At 39.9% G+C, this 18123-nt stretch carries 17 protein-coding genes; 7 read left to right on the top strand and 10 right to left on the bottom strand.

Going from position 1 to position 18123, the window contains the following annotated elements:
• Positions 1 to 63: 63 nt before the first annotated feature.
• A complete protein-coding gene (locus tag ACM0OS_RS13730) occupies positions 64 to 1650 on the bottom strand; it encodes a B12-binding domain-containing radical SAM protein (RefSeq protein ID WP_414543748.1) in 1587 nt (528 codons plus the stop codon).
• Positions 1651 to 2857: 1207 nt separating this feature from the next.
• Here ACM0OS_RS13730 and ACM0OS_RS13725 point away from each other — a divergent pair.
• The 3 genes from ACM0OS_RS13725 (at position 2858) to ACM0OS_RS13715 (ending at position 6329) form a co-directional block, all read left to right on the top strand.
• The gene (locus ACM0OS_RS13725; RefSeq protein ID WP_414543747.1) at positions 2858 to 3343 is read left to right on the top strand and encodes an allophycocyanin; all 486 of its coding nucleotides are present in this window, start codon (positions 2858 to 2860) and stop codon (positions 3341 to 3343) included.
• A gap of 585 nt (positions 3344 to 3928) precedes the next feature.
• Positions 3929 to 4795 (top strand): class I SAM-dependent methyltransferase, encoded by an 867-nt coding sequence (locus tag ACM0OS_RS13720; protein WP_414543746.1) that lies wholly within the window; start codon positions 3929 to 3931, stop codon positions 4793 to 4795.
• A 265-nt stretch (positions 4796 to 5060) separates the two neighbouring features.
• Complete coding sequence (locus ACM0OS_RS13715; RefSeq protein WP_414543745.1) at positions 5061 to 6329, top strand: glycosyltransferase family 4 protein; 1269 nt, start codon at positions 5061 to 5063, stop codon at positions 6327 to 6329.
• A 239-nt stretch (positions 6330 to 6568) separates the two neighbouring features.
• Here the strand turns inward: ACM0OS_RS13715 and aat are convergent, their stop codons facing one another.
• Positions 6569 to 7144: a leucyl/phenylalanyl-tRNA--protein transferase gene (gene aat / locus ACM0OS_RS13710; protein ID WP_414543744.1), complete on the bottom strand. Its 576-nt coding sequence runs from the start codon at positions 7142 to 7144 to the stop codon at positions 6569 to 6571.
• A gap of 138 nt (positions 7145 to 7282) precedes the next feature.
• Here aat and ACM0OS_RS13705 point away from each other — a divergent pair, with 138 nt between their 5' ends.
• Complete coding sequence (locus ACM0OS_RS13705; protein WP_414543743.1) at positions 7283 to 7612, top strand: hypothetical protein; 330 nt, start codon at positions 7283 to 7285, stop codon at positions 7610 to 7612.
• An 88-nt stretch (positions 7613 to 7700) separates the two neighbouring features.
• Here ACM0OS_RS13705 and rpsN read toward each other — a convergent pair whose 3' ends face one another.
• The 7 genes from rpsN to ACM0OS_RS13670 all read right to left on the bottom strand — a co-directional run bounded on the left by rpsN (position 7701) and on the right by ACM0OS_RS13670 (position 14309).
• A complete protein-coding gene (rpsN, locus tag ACM0OS_RS13700; RefSeq protein WP_414543742.1) occupies positions 7701 to 8003 on the bottom strand; it encodes a 30S ribosomal protein S14 in 303 nt (100 codons plus the stop codon).
• A gap of 88 nt (positions 8004 to 8091) precedes the next feature.
• On the bottom strand, positions 8092 to 8769 hold the full coding sequence (gene nth / locus ACM0OS_RS13695; RefSeq protein WP_414543741.1) for an endonuclease III: 678 nt from the start codon (positions 8767 to 8769) through the stop codon (positions 8092 to 8094).
• On the bottom strand, positions 8745 to 9842 hold the full coding sequence (gene rseP, locus ACM0OS_RS13690; RefSeq protein WP_414543740.1) for an RIP metalloprotease RseP: 1098 nt from the start codon (positions 9840 to 9842) through the stop codon (positions 8745 to 8747). The genes nth and rseP overlap by 25 nt, the downstream gene beginning before the upstream one ends.
• Positions 9843 to 9985: 143 nt before the next feature.
• Positions 9986 to 10219, bottom strand: coding sequence for a hypothetical protein (locus ACM0OS_RS13685; RefSeq protein WP_414543739.1), 234 nt, complete (start codon positions 10217 to 10219; stop codon positions 9986 to 9988).
• 74 nt (positions 10220 to 10293) lie between these two features.
• The gene (locus ACM0OS_RS13680; RefSeq protein ID WP_414543738.1) at positions 10294 to 12024 is read right to left on the bottom strand and encodes a DUF262 domain-containing protein; all 1731 of its coding nucleotides are present in this window, start codon (positions 12022 to 12024) and stop codon (positions 10294 to 10296) included.
• A gap of 171 nt (positions 12025 to 12195) precedes the next feature.
• Positions 12196 to 13476 carry a serine--tRNA ligase gene (gene serS / locus ACM0OS_RS13675; protein WP_414543737.1) on the bottom strand — a complete coding sequence of 427 codons (1281 nt, stop codon included), beginning with the start codon at positions 13474 to 13476 and terminating at the stop codon, positions 12196 to 12198.
• 254 nt (positions 13477 to 13730) lie between these two features.
• On the bottom strand, positions 13731 to 14309 hold the full coding sequence (locus tag ACM0OS_RS13670) for a DUF3611 family protein (RefSeq protein ID WP_414543736.1): 579 nt from the start codon (positions 14307 to 14309) through the stop codon (positions 13731 to 13733).
• A gap of 555 nt (positions 14310 to 14864) precedes the next feature.
• Between ACM0OS_RS13670 and ACM0OS_RS13665 the strand changes: the two genes are divergently transcribed.
• Together ACM0OS_RS13665 and ACM0OS_RS13660 are read left to right on the top strand one after the other, a co-directional pair.
• Entirely contained in the window at positions 14865 to 15212 is a 348-nt protein-coding gene (locus tag ACM0OS_RS13665; RefSeq protein WP_414543735.1) for a PadR family transcriptional regulator, read from the top strand.
• A gap of 57 nt (positions 15213 to 15269) precedes the next feature.
• On the top strand, positions 15270 to 15803 hold the full coding sequence (locus tag ACM0OS_RS13660) for a cofactor assembly of complex C subunit B (protein WP_414543734.1): 534 nt from the start codon (positions 15270 to 15272) through the stop codon (positions 15801 to 15803).
• Between the two features lie 401 nt (positions 15804 to 16204).
• Here the strand turns inward: ACM0OS_RS13660 and ACM0OS_RS13655 are convergent, their stop codons facing one another.
• Entirely contained in the window at positions 16205 to 16522 is a 318-nt protein-coding gene (locus ACM0OS_RS13655) for a DUF3155 domain-containing protein (RefSeq protein WP_414543733.1), read from the bottom strand.
• Positions 16523 to 16786: 264 nt separating this feature from the next.
• Between ACM0OS_RS13655 and ACM0OS_RS13650 the strand changes: the two genes are divergently transcribed.
• The coding region (locus ACM0OS_RS13650; RefSeq protein ID WP_414543732.1) for a sensor histidine kinase at positions 16787 to 18123 on the top strand (1337 nt) is incomplete at its 3' end.

Genomic DNA, 18123 nt, shown 5'->3' with positions numbered 1-18123 from the left:
CCTATCTCCAGTGAATTTTGCGTAAGTACTAATGATTTTCATCCAGGCGATCGCTTATTTAGTTCAAGATTTTACCAGCATTGGTTCTGGCTCAGGTAGCACGGGCGCTCTCAGTGGGTCGTAGCCTATTTGTTGAGTAATGCGTTCTCTAGCTAAAGCGCGGTACTCCCAAAAATGTTCGCCAGCAGCGCATAGACCCAAATACATATTCAGAACTTGCGGTTTTTTCCACAAAATCGTCCATAGTTGTTGCCAAAACTGCCAGCGGATTTCCTGGCGCCGTAAGCCTTGATGCCAGATTAACTGAGTAACCAGCCGCAACCCTTTACCTGGAGAAAATTGCATAGTTTGCTTTCGCTCTACTGGCGAGTTAATACTCAGGCATTGCTGGAAACAGCGTCTGAGATAGTTACTGGGTTCATATAATTTCCAGAAGCCTTCTGTATACTCCTTAGCAATTTCAGCTACGGAACGAGTAGGGACAAAATTCATCAAACTATTCTGGTCCCCTAGCTCAGTCACACCAACACCCTCTAATAAACGCTCCTCTTTTTGCAGCCGGTTCCATAAAGCCGTATTGGGCAAAGCTTGGAGGATACCTAACATAGGTTGAGGAATACTGGTTTGTTCCACAAAAGCTTGGATTCGTTCTCCTGCACCTGGGCGTTCGCCATCAAAACCAAGGATAAAGCCGGCATATATCAGCATCCCTGCGTCATTAATTTTCCGACAGGCTTCGATGAGGGGATTGCGAGTATTTTGCATCTTTTGGGTTAATTGCAGGCTATCTTGGTCAGGGGTTTCAATACCGAGAAACACCGCATAAAAACCTGCTTCATTCATTAATTGTAAAAGTTCGTCATCTTCTGCCAAATTGACAGAAGCTTCAGTGATGAAGGTAAATGGATAATTGTGCTGCTTAACCCAAGGAATCAATTCTCTTAAGAAGCGTTTAACGTTACGCTGATTGCCAATAAAGTTGTCATCAACGATGAAGAGTGACCCTCGCCAACCTAAATCATACAGGGCTTGTAACTCAGCTATGGCCTGCTGGGGTTCTTTGGTGCGTGGTTTACGACCATAAAGTGTAATAATGTCGCAAAATTCGCAATTGAAGGGACAACCTCGAGAAAACTGGATAGCCATCATCAAGTAGGCATCTCGTTGTAGTAGGTCAAAACGCGGCATCGGGCTTTGACTAACATCAGGTTTTTCCAAAGAGCGAAATATTCCTTGCTCCTGGCCTTGATTGAGGGCTTCCAGAAACTGGGGAATCGTGAGTTCCCCCTCATCCAAAACCAGGTAATGCGCTCCAGAGTCAAGAGCGTCTTGAGGGACAGAGGTGGGGTATGGGCCACCAACTGCAACTTTTTTGCCTAAGCGCACTGCTTTTTGAATTAGGGCGTGGAAGTCTGGCTTTTGTACCAGCATCGCCGAGAGGATCACTAAGTCACACCACTCCCAATCAGCCTCGGTTTCCAGATTGACATTGCGATCGCAAAATCTAATTTCCCAATCTTGGGGTAGAAGGGCTGCTACTGTAATGATTCCTAGTGGAGGCAAAACAGCTTTGAGTCCGGCGATTTTCATAAAGCGATCGTAAGACCAAAATGACTGGGGAAATTGAGGATAAATCAATAGTGCTTTCATAAAATACTTTGTGCAATTTTGGTTTACTTTGGTGTCGGCAAATGCATGAAAAAGTTTCACCTAAATTTGCTTATTAGTCGGTATAGCTTGGTTTATTTAATATGTTTCTAGATTGGCATTTAGCTATACTTACCTCATATAAAATGCTAACCCAATTTTTAAAAGGTAACTTACTTAAAACAATAATTTCTTTAAAATAACTATTTAGATAGATTTATATTCATATAAGGCATGAATATGTGTAAATATATCTTAGTGAATATATTTTTAGACATTAGTAGTGCAATAATCATAAGTATGACTGCACTATTAATATTACCCTCTATCTAAGGGTTTATTTAGGCATAAAAAATCAACACCATGTCAATGATGTGGACATATTATTATTCAGTAGTAAAATATGGTATCGCTTTACTGTGTATATTTTATACATTAAGTCAGAGATTTTAAATTCTACTTTAATACTCAATTAATTATTAAAAATGTAACCAGGAGAAATTTTGATTAGTAATTTGAGTTTTAGAATAATTTGAGCAATTATTAATCATCAGTCATATAAGGCTCCTAATTTAATTATTGAAAAAAATCTGTATACTCAAAAAGTTTTTCTTCTACTTCCCACCTACGCAAATAATTATGGCTACGCCACACAAGCTATTAGGTTGTTGCTATAGTTTGTGCTGAAACGGAGGTATTTAATCGAGATGGAAAATATATATTTTCAGATTTGAGGCTGAAAGGTATACGTAGTGAATGTTAAAAGCCATTTTACCAATTTTTCAATACTTAAATTATGTATCAAATTAACTTCAAAAATCATAAAATCTAAGTATCAAGCCACAAGAGAATAAGGTATTTTACCTGTATAAAGTATTTAAGAAAATATAACTGCTATAATAAAAATTACAAAGATAATTTATTTAATTATCGGTTCTTGCCTGAATAAAAAAGTTGAGAAGATTATAAGAAATTTATAGATATTAAGCCAACGCCTGAAACTTAGTCGGCAAAATCTCTAACTGAAGAACAAGCACATAAGAGTAAAAGAAACCCTCATTGCTTGGGAGGCCCATTCTAAACTTTCCATTCGTGAGTGAATCAAAAGAAGGTAAATCTTTAATTAGTAGTTTTTGTCAATCCACTAATTAAGTACCCCTGAGAATCACTGTAAAGCGAAGTAATTTCATTATTTTGAAGGAGTTTGTTGATGAGCCTAATTATAAAGTCAATTTTACAGGCCGATGCTGAAGCCCGCTATCTCAATCCTGGAGATATGGAGCCGATTAAGAACTTTGTCAAGAGTGGTGAACGCCGTCTACGTCTTGTTCAGGTCTTAAACGAAAACCGGGAGAGGATTGTTAAACAATCTGGAAATCAGCTGTTTCAAAAGCGCCCAGATATCATCTCACCTGGTGGTAACGCGTATGGTCAGGAAATGACTGCAACTTGTCTGCGTGACATGGATTACTACCTACGCTTGATTACTTACAGTGTCGTCACAGGTGAGTCTACACCAATTCAAGAGATTGGAGTTATTGGTGCTAGAGAAATGTATAGATCTCTTGGTACTCCCATTGAAGCTGTTGCTGAAGGTATCAGAGCAATGAAGAATGTCGTCACCTCAATGATGTCAGCAGAAGACGCTAGCGAAGTTGGCGCTTACTTTGACTACCTAATCGCTGGTCTTCAATAGGATATAGCGTTTATAACTTTGGTGTTAGATGCTAGAGGCGAAATTAGGGTAATCAATCAACAGGGAAAGCGTTGTAATGACCTTTCTTGACTACATATCACCATATTGGAGTGCAATTATGTCTAAGGAAAAAAAAGGCAACAAAGAAGCTAAAAAACCTAAAAAAGATCCTGATAAAAAGAAGGAGAAAAAAGATCCAAATAGACATGATGGATTAAGTCAATAAATGTCACAGTTGGCAATGTTAGCTGAGATTTGATATTACTTTAACCAGAAAATCTCAGCATGAGCAGTACTTACATTACGAAAAATACTATTTAGGTATTTCTAAATTAGTAAAATAATGCTATCTCTACTGTAAATTTTAAAAATTTATGCGTATAGGTAGCGTTTCGTGTTTAAACTAAAATAGTCTGGATAATCATATTTCCCACTATCTGATACTTTAAAAAGTGGGGATATACGTACTAAGTCCCTACCTTACGGGAAGGCTGTCAACTGTAAGCGCATCTGTTATCTTCAGGGCTTTACGGGTGATGTCTCATTTCCAAAAGTTTAAACTGGCTGACTATACTGTATTTACCAATGCATCAACCAAAGTTAATTCAGATTTCTCAAGCGACTCGCTACCAAAATGCTGCGATCAATTACTATCTAGAACTTACAGGTTCATCCTATCTCCATTACGGATATTGGGAAACTATTCCAGCCTCCACTGAGGATTTGACTCTTGTGGGGTTACGTATTGCTCAGGAAGCCTATATGGCTAAACTTTTGACTTTTATACCAGCCGAAACAAATAGTTTGCTAGATGTTGGCTGCGGCGTTGGTGGGAATGCTGCTTACCTCCAAGATCGTGGCTTTTCTGTGGAGGGATTAGCACCCGATCCCTTCCAGCAAGAGAAGTTTATTGATCACACCAAAGGTGAGATACCGTTCCACTTAACAAAATTTGAGGATTTCCAGCCAACCCACGCCTACGATCTAATACTCTTTAGTGAAAGTAGCCAATATATTGCTGCTGATGACATAGCTCAAGGTGCAGCGCGGTTGCTGAATAGTGGTGGCTACCTGCTGCTAGCCGATATGATCCGCGTTGATGCCAAATATAATGAAGGCATCTTTTCTAATTGTCATGTTGCTAGTGTTCTTCACGCTGCGTTAGAGCAAGCTGGCTTCAAATTAGTGAAAACTGAGGATATTTCGGCTCAGATTGCGCCAACCATTGACTTGTGTCTTGAAAATTTCCGCACCTTTGGGCTGAGTACTATCAAATATATTGCCGATGTAGTGGCGATCGCAGTTCCACCAATACATTTACTTGGTCGTTGGATATTTAATCGTTGGATTAAAAACCTGATTGTGGAAGGCTTAGAAGCACGCACAATTTTTGACCGTCATCTTTGTTATGAAATCCAACTGTGGCAGTTATCGAAAACAGACCATATTTAAGAAAGCATTTCTGTATAAACACCACTTATTAAATTGAAGTTCATCTATCATAAGCATTAGATATAAATATAGTTGTTTATGCATAGAGAGATTCAATGAATTTACTGAGCAAAGAAGTATAGACCAAGTAGTAAGTATTTTAAATTGTTTGACATAATTAAATTAAAATAAAGATTATTCAACAATACAAAATACTTCAGCTAAGTTTGCACCTAGCAAATTTAGAAACGTCTGATACCTTCTTAAAATCAGCAACACACAAACTATGAACGCTACCACGGAAAAACGTGTCGCCTTAATTTCAGTTCATGGAGACCCGGCAATTGAAATTGGAAAAGAAGAGGCTGGAGGACAAAACGTTTATGTGCGTCATGTGGGTGAAGCACTAGGGCAGCTAGGATGGCAGGTTGATATATTTACTCGTAAGGTAAGTATAAAACAAGACGAAATTGTTCAATTAAACCAAAATTGTCGCACCGTTCGTCTAGTAGCAGGCCCTGTGGAATTTGTGCCGCGAGATGAACTGTTGGAACACATGCCAGAATTTTTGGATAACTTCCTCAAATTTCAAAAAGAAAATAATATTACTTATGAATTAGTGCATACCAACTATTGGCACTCTAGCTGGGTGGGGATGCAACTGAAGAAAATCCAAGGTACTCGGCAGGTTCATACTTACCATTCTTTAGGAGCAGTTAAGTACAACACAATAGAAAATATTCCCCAGATTGCTAGTCAGCGATTAACAGTGGAAAAAGAAGTTTTGGAAACAGCAGAACGGATTGTGGCAACAAGTCCCCAAGAGCAGGAACACATGCGATCGCTTGTTTCCACAAAAGGTAATATCGATATTATTCCCTGCGGTACAGATATTCACCGATTTGGTGCAGTGGAACGCCAAGCCGCCAGAGCCGAGTTGGGAATTGCGCCAGAAACCAAAGTCATATTATATGTAGGACGTTTCGACCCCCGCAAAGGTATAGAAACTTTGGTACGTGCAGTTAACGAGTCTCAATTACGAGGTGATGATGATCTCAAACTCATTATTGGTGGTGGTAGCACTCCAGGTAATAGTGACGGCATCGAGCGCGATCGCATTGAGAATATCATCAACGAATTGGGGATGAATGACTTTACCACCCTCCCTGGTCGTCTGAGTCAAGAAATTTTGCCTACTTACTACGCGGCGGCTGATGTTTGCGTTGTTCCCAGTCACTACGAACCTTTTGGTTTAGTGGCAATTGAAGCAATGGCTAGTGGTACACCTGTAGTAGCTAGCGATGTTGGCGGACTTCAGTTTACTGTAGTTCCCGAAGTCACAGGTTTGTTAGCACCACCACAAGATGTAGCTGCTTTTAGCGCTGCTATCGACCGAATTTTGTTAAACCCCCAATGGAGAGGCAAATTAGGTCAGGCTGGGAGAAAGCGTGTGGAAACAAAGTTTAGTTGGGATGGAGTAGCCACTCAACTAGGTGAACTTTACACCCAAATCTTGCAGCAAACTGTCAAAGAACCAGCATTAGCTAGTAAATAAAATTTTCACGCCCTGAAGTAATCAATCATGTAATACTTAAGGACAACAAACAAGAAACAGCAGAAATCTGCTGTTTTACGCGTTTTGATGCGTCAAGCCCCCGCGCTTCAGCCCTATCCATTATCAGAAAATTTGAGAAAAAAGAGTAGTTATAAGCGAGAGAGTAACGTTTGTTCTGCCTCAAAGTGATTCACGAGTTATTGAAGCTGCATTTCCAAATAGCACTAAATCTTTACCATTTACACTAAATCACAACTGCACTGCAAAGCCTGATGCAGTAAAACCTGATACTCTTCATCCCCAATGCGATAAGCCCCAAATCGTTCTAAATGGGGATTCATCATTTGAGCATCAAAGAACACAAACTGGCGTTGACGTAATCTTTCCACCAACTTTACCATTGCCACCTTCGAGCCTTCAGGAATGCGGTAAAACATCGACTCACCAATAAAAGCACCGCCAATGACAATCCCTAAAATGCCTCCAGCCAGTTCATCACCTTGCCAAGTTTCAAAACTATAAGCATAACCATGCTGGTAAAGTAACCAGTAAATTTCTTGTAAATCCCGGGAAATCCATGTAGTTTCGCGGTTAGCACATCCAGCCACCACACCCGGAAAGTCTCGATTAATCGCCACCGTAAAACGCTCTTGATTGAGAACACGCTGCAACGACTTAGGATAACGAAATCGCTCATCCAAAGGAATCAAAGTGCGATCGCGGCTTCCATACCATCCCAGGCCTGTATTGTCGTCAGCCATGAGAAAATAACCTTGAGCATAACCACGAATAATAGCAGCGATATCATATTGCATAATTAAGCAAAATAAAAAAACCTCAGAGGAACGCTCAGGTGTTTCTCCTGAGGGATTCACCAGCGGACTGTGGTGGGAAACCTTTCCCCAGCGCTGGTTTACTGCAATTTTCTCAGCGTTCCTCTGCGTTTAAAAAAGATGACTGAAGCAATTCCACCCATCACTCTACCACCGTCTCAAAACCCCCTACTCGAAGGTGAATGGTTGCAAGATCGTTTATTGCGGTGGCTAGACACAGAATTTTTACCAGAAATAGTCAATCAAAAAATTGCCCAACGCGCCGCCCAAATTTTTGTCCGACAACGCATGGAGGGAGAAAATGACCTCGGATCTCTAGTAATAGCTATTGTCACAGAGATGCAGGCATTTGATTTTTCCAAAAGTTTCTATGGAGAGTTTGCGATCGCCAACGCCGTCAGCGATCTACTCTTAGAAAGTCTAGGTATAGACCGTTGTTGTGGTCAATAACAACCCCTGGGGGGAAGTCAAAATTTTTGAATTATTGCGGTCATTAGTTCTTTGTCTAAACTAATGACTAATGACTAATGACCAATAACTACCAACTAGACTTAACAACTCCAGGTAACAAGCCTTCATGCGCCCATTCCCGTAGCACGTTCCGAGATAGTCCAAAGTCGCTATAAACACCTCTAGGACGACCAGTTACCCAGCAGCGATTGCGGCGGCGACTGGGCGCACTGTTACGGGGAAGCTGTTGAATTTTCCGGTGAATTTCCAACTTGTCTAAAGGAGATTCTGTTGTTCTGAACTCTTCTAGCAACGCTTCCCGCTTTTCGGCGTACTTTTCTACCATTTTGGCGCGTTTTTTCTCGCGCTCAATCATACTCTTTTTTGCCATACACTCTCTAACAGATTTAAAGACAGCATTTTCTATTCTACAGTGTCCCCATTGATTCTAGGGATTTTTTATTTTCTCTACCCTGCCATCAACTGTTTTTCCCAGTGGGGCATAAATCACTCAACTGACAAGCTTCACAAGCAGGAGAACGAGCCTTACACACAGCACGACCGTGATAAATCAGGCGAATTGACCAATTTTCCCAATCTGGTTGAGGTAACAACGCCATTAAATCTTTTTCAATGCGGATGGGGTCAGGATGTTGAGTTAAACCTAAACGTTGACTCAGGCGTTTAACGTGAGTATCTACTGTCACCCCAGAATTAATGCCATAAGCGTGAGCTAAGACTACATTTGCGGTCTTCCGCGCCACACCTGGAAGTTTTAATAATTGCTCCATTTGGTTGGGAACCACAGAGTTAAACTCGCTGACAATCATCCGACAAGCCGCTTGAATATTCTTGGATTTATTGCGATAAAACCCTGTAGAACGCACCAAGTTTTCTAATTCTCCTAAGTCAGCATTAGCTAAACTAGCTGCGTCAGGAAACTTCTCAAATAAGGCTGGTGTAACTTTATTGACTCGCTCATCCGTACACTGGGCAGAGAGAATAGTTGCCACCAGCAGTTGTACGGGCGTTGAGTAATTCAAAGAGCAAGTTGCATCGGGATAAAGATCCTGCAAACGCGCGAGAATTTCTAACGCCCGTTGCTTTTGAGATGGTGATTTGCGGGTAACAATCACTGGAACAACTTTTGCACCCATTCCAACTGGGAAGTTAATTGAGTGGTTTCTTTGACGATCAGAAAAATGCCTAGTCCTAAAAGTAGCACTAAACCAGTTTGCATCACACCTTCTTGAATCCGATTAGGTAATGGCTTACCACGCACACCTTCAATCAGCAAAAATGCCAGTTGTCCACCATCTAAAGCTGGTAAAGGCAAGATATTGATAATTGCCAAGTTAATGCTAATCAAAGCGGCAAAGAAGAACAAACTGCCTGTATCATTTTGGGCGATATTTGAACCAATTTGCACAATTTTAATCGGCCCAGCTACTTGACCAGCCGTTTCACCGAAGTTGGTAATCAGTTGTCCAAATCCTTGAAACGTCATAGTTACAAGGCGCTGAAATTCTGTAGCACCAAGATTAAAAGCTCTTCCCAGATTATTCACAGGACGGCGGACAACTTCACCGTTGGGAGCAAGTCCGATGCCAATACTGCCTCCAGTGGGCTTATCTTCAGGAATTACATTCACTAATAGCCTTTGGTCGCCACGGGAAATTTCTAGTTGCACAGGCTGATTTGGACTATTTTTGATAATGTCCCGAAAATCTTCTATATCTTGCAGCACAGTCCCAAATTGTCTTTGATCCGCTGCTAAGATGACATCTCCTGGTTGAATACCTGCTTCAGCTGCTACAGAACTAACCTCTGGTGCTAACTGTTTGATTAAAACTCCTGGTTGGCTAGCTTCCCCTATGCCGACAACGCTCACCTGGGTTACCAATAGCAAATAGGCAAATATTAAATTTGCGATAACTCCCGCGCTGATGACGATCGCCCGGTCTAAAATGGGACGGTTACGCAGCAAATTCGGGTCGTTGGGTGGAATATCGCTATCTGGGTCATCGTCGGGAAAGCCCACAAAACCCCCCAAGGGAAAGGCTCGGACAGCATATTCGGTTTCCGATCCCTGGTACTTCCAAAGAACTGGGCCAAACCCCAAAGAAAAACGGTTAACGTGAATACCTTGAGAACGGGCGGCGATGAAATGTCCGAACTCGTGTACCAAGATCAAAACAGCCAAGACTGCGATCGCTGCTAAAACTGACATAGAGCAAATTAATCAAAATATTCGGATATATATTTTCATTGTAGTAGTTAGGGAACGGACGCAGAGACTCAAAGCATCATACAGTATGAAACTCTGCCTAAGTTAGACTGAGCGCCCACTACTTCATCAAATGAGTATCAAGTTCAGGATACTGAGAGAACAAAACATTCCCAGTCTTCTTCATCAACTATAGGACTGACAATATCCCCTAATGTTTTACCTTTGCCTGCAATAGATTCAGGGGCAGTGCGGCGTTTCTTTGATGGTAAAGTTTCTTCTATAAAGGTAACAATGACACGGGCCGTATTAACTTGAGGCTGTTTTGATATCCACTTTATTTGACCATTCTCATAAATTGCTTCGTAACTTTTTAACATGGCAATCAGGGTTTTATTAACCTTTGCGCTTTCTTAAATTATAGTTTGGGCGATCGCTACCTCCAACTCAAGCATTACACTTCGGTAATCCATATTGAATTGTAACAATATTCTGCCAAATCACTTGTTCTAGCTTTAATTTCCTCTTCTCCCCATGTTTCAGGGTTACTGGTTGCAAATTCTTGCGTTAATATAAATTTTGATTTGTTGTATGTTTCTATTTTATCTACCAGTTTTTTAGTACCAGCTTCTCCATTTAATTTTGCTCCCAGTGGCAGTAAATTACCGATCATACCTATATAATCTTCTGTCCCTGATGACTGAGATAGTATGTGTTCTAAAGTTATACTATCAGGCTTAAACTCATTGGTTGTTTGCTTGACAGATTCAATATGACTAAAAATATACTGTATGAGTTTTTTATCTTTGGTATAGCTCTTAAGGTATTTTAGTTTAGAAAAATCATCTTTAAATTTATCCCTTTCCGGCAGCCGAGTCAACAATTGTTGCTTCAACTCTTCTATAACTTTTCTAGCTGATTTTTTATCTTTTGCATCAAATAATTGTCTAGTAGCTTTAGAATAACTTTGTTCAATTCCTGAAGGTCTCATAGAACATACAGCGTTGAAACAAAAATGAAATTTTTCAATAAAACAAATAATTTCTTTTACATCTGTTAGTGTTAAAAAATTTTGCTGTCGTATTTTGAATAGGTTTAATAAGAAAGGTTTATGCTGACTAACATTGAAAGTTTTCAATGCCGACAATGATCTATATAATTGTTTTTCTTCTTGTTGTGGAAAATCTTCTACGACAGGAGAAGATATTTTTACGTATAGTTCAGCATCATTCACTAACTCATCTAAAAAAAATTCAGGGTTTATTCCACCAACATTCCATTGTTTCTTGAAATGTTTGTAAACATTATCTGCACTTGTATAGTTATATCTAGCTATCCACCAATGCCTGACAAATGTTTCCAGAGTACCTACACCATCTCTTGAAGCTATTGTTTTTCGTAATTTTTTCCATTTAGTCTTTGCATAATCATCAGGATGTCTTGTAGTAAAACTTTTAAATACTTTATTTTTTATTAAGTCAACGAAACTTAAATCCATCCCTCGTGCATTCAAAGTTTCAAATATTGTATAAGCTTGGTCTTCTTCACTAACAGTGATGAAAATTACTTTCAAATACTTCACGACTTGATCTCTGACTGCTTTTAAAAGGTTTTCATATAAATCATTTTCTATTGTAATCTGCCCAAATTTTTGTTTAAGTAATTCTTTAGAAGTGTAGGAATAAAACTCGTTATATGAATTGAATAAATTTTTCTCTTCTTCAGAATAAGCAGATTCTTGCTTTTTATCAATATGCTGAATTGATATTTGGAAAAAAGGCTTGGGAGTTTCATTTTCTAATTTAAAGTAGTCTTTTCCCTCATCATCTTTACCAGCAATATAGTTCTCATATATAGATTCTGCCAAATTTCTTTTTTCAATTTCTATGAATCTTTGACATAGCGCAGAAAGTAGTATGGTTATCGTTGTAAGTCTCTGTTGTCCGTCAACAATTTGCATTGATAGAGATTTGTCATCTCCTACAAGAACTAGTGATCCAATAAAATACTCTTCATGATTAAATTGTCCATCATTACTGATATTAATATTTGCAACAATATCGTCCCATAATTCCGAAACCTTCTCTTTTGTCCATGAATATTCTCTTTGGAATCTAGGAACAACATACTTCTTTTTTACAGAAAAAAGATCGGAAATTGTTCTGGTATATGCGTGTAGCTCCATATTCTTTAGATAAAATTCGATAATATATTGTAACCTTTGTTACCCATAACCAGTAAAAATTCGTTTTTACAAGTAAGTTTTATAAGGTGCATTACATTTTATTAACGCACCTTATTAAGCTGTCCAGTTTTAGGATGCTTAAAGTATTAAGCTAAATGAATGGCACCATAGCTACAACACCTCACGTCCCAAGAAAGGTTGCAACACCTCCGGGATCAAAATTGTGCCGTCTGGTTGCTGATAATTTTCTAAAATCGCTGCCATTGTCCGCCCCACAGCCAAACCAGAACCATTCAAAGTATGGACAAACTGCGTCCCCTTCTTACCTGCTTCCTTAAAACGAATATCAGCCCGCCTTGCTTGAAAATCAAAACAATTAGAACAACTAGAAATTTCTCGATACTTACCAGAAGATGGCAACCATACTTCTAAATCATAAGTTTTCGTTGCTCCAAAACCTAAATCAGCAGTACATAAGTTAATTACTCGATAAGGTAATTTTAACGCTTGTAAAATTGCCTCTGCATTCTCTACCAATTTTTCTAATTCATCAAAAGAAGAACTAGGATGAACAACTTTTACCAACTCAACTTTATTGAATTGATGCAGACGAATTAAACCCCGCATATCGCGTCCATAACTTCCTGCTTCCCGACGAAAACAGGGAGTATAAGCACAGTGATAAATTGGTAACTCTTCCGCAGCCAGAATTTCTCCTCGGTAAAGGTTGGTAACAGGAACTTCTGCTGTGGGTATCAACCACAACTCATCATCAGCACACTTAAAGCTTTCTTCTGCAAACTTGGGTAACTGACCGGTTCCGGTTAAAGAATCAGTATTCACTAACAAAGGCGGACTAACTTCTACATAACCAGCTTCGGTTTGCGTCTTCAGCATAAACTGAATCAATGCCCTTTCCAAGGCTGCACCCGCACCAACAAGAGTCACAAAACGACTTTGGGCAACTTTCACAGCACGCTCAAAGTTGAGAATACCCAGTTTTTCGCCTATTTCCCAATGAGGAAGAATATTTGGGTTTTGGGGAAGATACTCTTCACCCCAGCGTCGCACTTCGACGTTTTCATCTTCACTTTTACCAACAGGTGTGGAATCACTGGGTAAATTTGGAAGCGCTAATACAAGTTGCTCTATTTCTGCTTTGAGGGCTTTTTCTTGGGGTTCCAGTTCACTCAACTGCGCTTTTACAGAGTTACCTTCATCCCGCAAGGCTTGAATTTCTGGAGATTGAGGACTCACACCAGATTTAATTTTTTGCCCAACAATTTTACCAATTTCGTTACTACGAGCTTGAAGTTGACTGCGTGTCCCCTCCAATTCCCGTTGTTGCTTGTCTAACTGTAATATCGGTTCGATGTCGTATTTACCACTACGACTGTTCAACCGTTCTTGGATTAATTGGGGATTTTCCCGTATTTGCTTAATATCCAGCACAGATTTTTCTCGGTTTTTTGCCTAGGGTCTTCTTGCTAAAACATCAGCATATACTGATTTTGGTTTGCTAGGGCAGGAATTGCCAATACAAAAATTTTGCCCTATAAATCTTGCCAGGACGATAAATACAGTTATTTCATCTTTTTGGCTGTTTTTTCTCACCTTTCAGTAACTGGTATTGGTCTTCATAGTTAGCTGGGAGGGTTCCAGAAAAGTATTGTAAATATCTGGGAATTATTTGCTATACAAATTATCTAAGTTCGGGTAATCCGATTGAGTAGCCATATCGACACTCCAAGCCCTGCAAAATGCGCTGAAACGGTGTTGATATTCGCTTGGACTACCAGCATATCTAAACCGCTGATAATTCGTGTAGGGTCAAATAATTGGGTTGTGACAGCTTGAGGAGATATAGACCTGGCTACCAAAGTACCGACAATTGCCTGTGAACCTAACAGTGTCACCAGCATTCCCACTAAATTCACCCATAGACCTAGGCGTAACACCTGCAAAGTCTCGCTTTTACGCGGGCGGTTGCTAGGATTTGAGGATTGTAATTGGTTACCAATTCTGGTGTAACGGTAAGCCAAATAAATGCCCCCACCCAAAATTAGAATTCCACAAACTGCCAAAAATACACCAAACCCAGTTCCAGGATTATTACTAGGGCTGCCATCCCTCTGGCTAAAAATGGCAAATAGCAACACAATAATCGCAGAGACAACACCAAGAACTAGCTGTATCCAGAAGCTAATCCAACCAGTCAGGCGAAAGGTTTGAGCAATTGCCCTCAGAGTAGAGGAGGAAGATGGAGTGTCGGGGTTTTGTGACATACGGATCACCAATGCGCTAAGGACTTGTTACGTTTAATATCACACTTACCAGATGGGATCTGAGTATCTCAAGTCCAGCTAGTCAGTACTGAATGCTTATTTGATTGTGTATACAAGCATATAGGCTTTCGTATCGACATTTCACAAGGCTTAATTTTTGATATTTTATACTGTGATAATCACCGTAAAACAAAGTGTTTATTAACTTTTGCAGACAAAACGGCATTTTACCTGTAGAATTTCTTCGATGGCATTTTATGCTTAAGCCGTTCTAACTGGTTCGGCATTGCTTGAAACAAGAAAAGTGACCCAGCCACTGCTTTAATTCCTCCTCACCACCACACCTAGAGCTTGGGTAGGGGTGTAACTTTTTACGCTCCTAAAATTGGCGCTTTTATCCTGCGACTTTTATAACGTGGGTATTTGTTTTAATGTTTACACTTTGCAAACCGTATCTGGGTAGCTGTATATACCTACTTATTGTGTAGTAGTACTTATATAGACTATAAAGATTGTAGATACCACCATCAGGCATTTTTTAGCCATTCAACTATCATGAAACTTGAGGATATATATCAATTCTTTGAAAATCCTCCGCCAACTTATCTCTGTCAGGAATTGGCAGTTTGTTACATATTGTACATTTTGTTACAAACTGAATCCTACGGCACTGAGTTGATCCAGCGATTGGAAACTGAATACCCTACTTATCGGCTTTCAGATACCGTACTTTATAGTGCAATTAAATTTCTCGAAGACCAAAGGGCTATCACTGGGTATTGGAAGAAACTCGAAGGGCGAGGACGGCCCAGGCGGATGTACCAAGTTTCTCCAGAATGGCAAGAGCAGTCACAGAATTTGGCACATCTTTGGCAAGATTACATCAACGGGAGGACAAATTAACGAATAATTGATTATGAATAAGTCACCTCCCATGAAAAAAAAGCACAATTTTTAGTTATGGATACTGCTATTTTGCCATCTACATTACTGCTAACTTTGTTGTTATCAGTCGGATTGTTTTTCTTTATTCGGGCTGCAACTAAAGACCGCACAACAACAGCACAACTTGTATCGGAGCAAGACGAAGCTGCTTTAATGCCACAAATTAAAGAGTATTTTCGTGCAAGAGCTTACCAAGTAGCAGCGATAAACCGCGACAAAAATCAAGTGGTTTTTGAAGGTTTTGTACAACCTAGTTTATTTTTAGCTGTGTTTTTGACATTGCTAGCATCTGTGGGGATGGTCTGTCTGGCTTTGGTTTTATCGTTGCTTTTTCCTCAATTTGGAACACTGTTTCTCTGGCTGGTAATACTATCACCTTTGAGTGGGCTATTTTATTGGAAAAAAGCCGGAAGAGTTGAGCAGGTACTGTTCAAAATAGAAACAACGAACCAGGGTGAACCGAACTTTCCCAGCAAAATTACTATAGTTGCCCATCGAGATGAACTTATAGAGTTACAGAAAACTCTACAGTTAGAATCTGCTGAATAGTTGATGACTGTAATGTTGTGAATAGTATCTCCGTTTACAACATCTCTGACAAAAAAATATGTAAAGTTTCCCTACAACACTATATTGTAGGGAAAATTTTATAGCTGTTTACAGAGCCTACGTGGCCATCCATTAATGGAGAGCGCAACTCAACTCTCACTTGCGGATGCATTTTGCTCTATCCTGACTCCCCGCTACATCATTTGACTAGATCAAGTCTTACAAACCTAAGTGGTCTGAAAAGACGATGATTGTCCAATTAAGTTGATTAATTGGTATAGATTTCCTGGCAAATCAGTTACAAACTTAAAAAAATTGGAAACTTTGCATAAACTGAGCAACTTTGCCAGTTAAATGATTCTCAGAAGCCAATTCAATACGTTAAGATAACCATCTGAGAATCAGCGGCTAGCCACAGCCAGAAGTTCTGCTCCTGCGGGAGCTTCTAATGTCCGCAGGCTGGGAAACAAGAAATGGTTCTCTTCCACGTATTGAGCGCCAAACAGACCCTTTTCTGCCCAGAAATAACGGTCTGTGGTATGCTCGTTTCGCTTTACGAGTAGCAACGCCGGTGGAGCAATTCCTTCAGCTTGAATGAATTTTCTTGCTGCTGTTACAGGTTTTTCCTCGCCGCTTTCGATGCTATATTGAGGCACATGTTCAAGAATACGTCGTCCTTCTTGGCGACGACGACTTTTCCGTTTACGTCTTCTTGCCAACTTATTTTCCTCCTCTTTCAAGCTATAGATTGTAGTTATAGCTACAAAATCCGTCGCAATTATATAATTTCTAGTTCAAAATATCAAGAGTTTTTAAACTTTTGATACAAGAAAAACAATGTTTGAAAGTGGTGAAGCATATAATCCCCTGGTGCAAACCATTACTGAAAAGATTTAGTTAAGCTTTATTCAAAGTGTGAGGAAAATAAAGTAACTTCCTTTCATCTTCCCTCAAATTCTGTGATTCTGAGCAAAAGCTAAAAAATGTTAATGTCTGCCAGTTCAGATTTTGTTGCTCTATGCCGAGAGCAAATAGCACTGCTAACCCAAGGACTGGGTGCATCTTTAAGTGTTGTTTACTTAACACAAGAATTGGTAGAGGCTCCCACTGGTGAGGCAAAACTAATTCCGGTGGTGGTTTACCCGGAGACAGCAGTATTGCCCCCGGGTCCAGAAATTGCCGAAGCCACAGTGGGTAATATTTTAGTACTACCTCAGCAACAAGATAGGTTATTAACAGCAGGAATAGAGTCTCCTCTTCCTTCACAGGAGAAACAAACGCCAGATATTAATGAGGAATTTCATCTGGGTGGACACCAAATTGTCCTGCCTCTAGTTCATGAAGGTGTGATGATGGGGTTGTTGGTGACAGGCAGAAAAGATAGGGCATGGAATGACCAGGAGCAAAGCGAAATTCAAAATATCGTCCAAACGCTGGCGATCGCCTGTATATTAGATCAGCGTCGAGCTTGGTTACAGCATCAGCTACATCAACAACAAATTCTGCAAGAACAGCAGCGGGATTTGCTGGATAACCTCCTACACCAGTTTCGGAACCCGTTAACAGCAATTCGTACCTTTGGGAAACTGCTATTCAAACGACTGCGAGCAGGTGATCCTAATCGAGAGGTAGGAGCAAATATTGTTCGAGAAAGCGATCGCCTCCAAGAATTACTACAACAATTTGATCAAGTAATTGATTGGACTGAGGCAGATTTAGGGCAATTATCATTACCTGAAAACGAAGTATTTGTAGAAGCAACTGTGCAACAAGAATCCAAACCAGCACTATTATTGCCGGGAATAGGAGAAAAAGAAACTGATTTTGCTGTTGCTGATTTATTAACACCATTATTAGTTTCAGCAAAAGCCATAGCACAGGAAAGAAATCTGCAACTAAAAACAGAAATTCCCCAAAGATTACCATTAGTACGTGCCAACATTAAAGCCTTACAAGAAGTTTTTAGTAATATTATTGATAACGCCTTAAAATATACTCCTACAGGGGGCAAAATTTATATTCAAGTAGGGCAAAAAAAAGCTAATTTTTTAGGAATTGCTATTAGTGATAATGGACCTGGTATTCCCCCAGAAGATTTAGCACATTTGGGAGAAAGACATTACCGGGGAGTACAAGCGCAAACTGAAATTCCCGGTACAGGTTTAGGGCTAGCGATCGCTAAACAATTAATACAACAAATGCAGGGCGAAATTGAAATTTTCAGCCCTGCTATTAACTCAGTTATTGCTGTACCCGATATGCCGGGGACTACGTTTATGATTTGGTTACCCTTAAGTGGGGAGTGGGGAGTGGGGAGTGG

Origin of the sequence: Nostoc sp. CCY0012 (assembly GCF_963920855.1) — a bacterium.
Lineage (GTDB): Bacteria > Cyanobacteriota > Cyanobacteriia > Cyanobacteriales > Nostocaceae > Cyanocohniella.
Note: the sequence above shows the minus strand (reverse complement) of the source record. Positions and strands in the feature narration are given on the sequence as shown.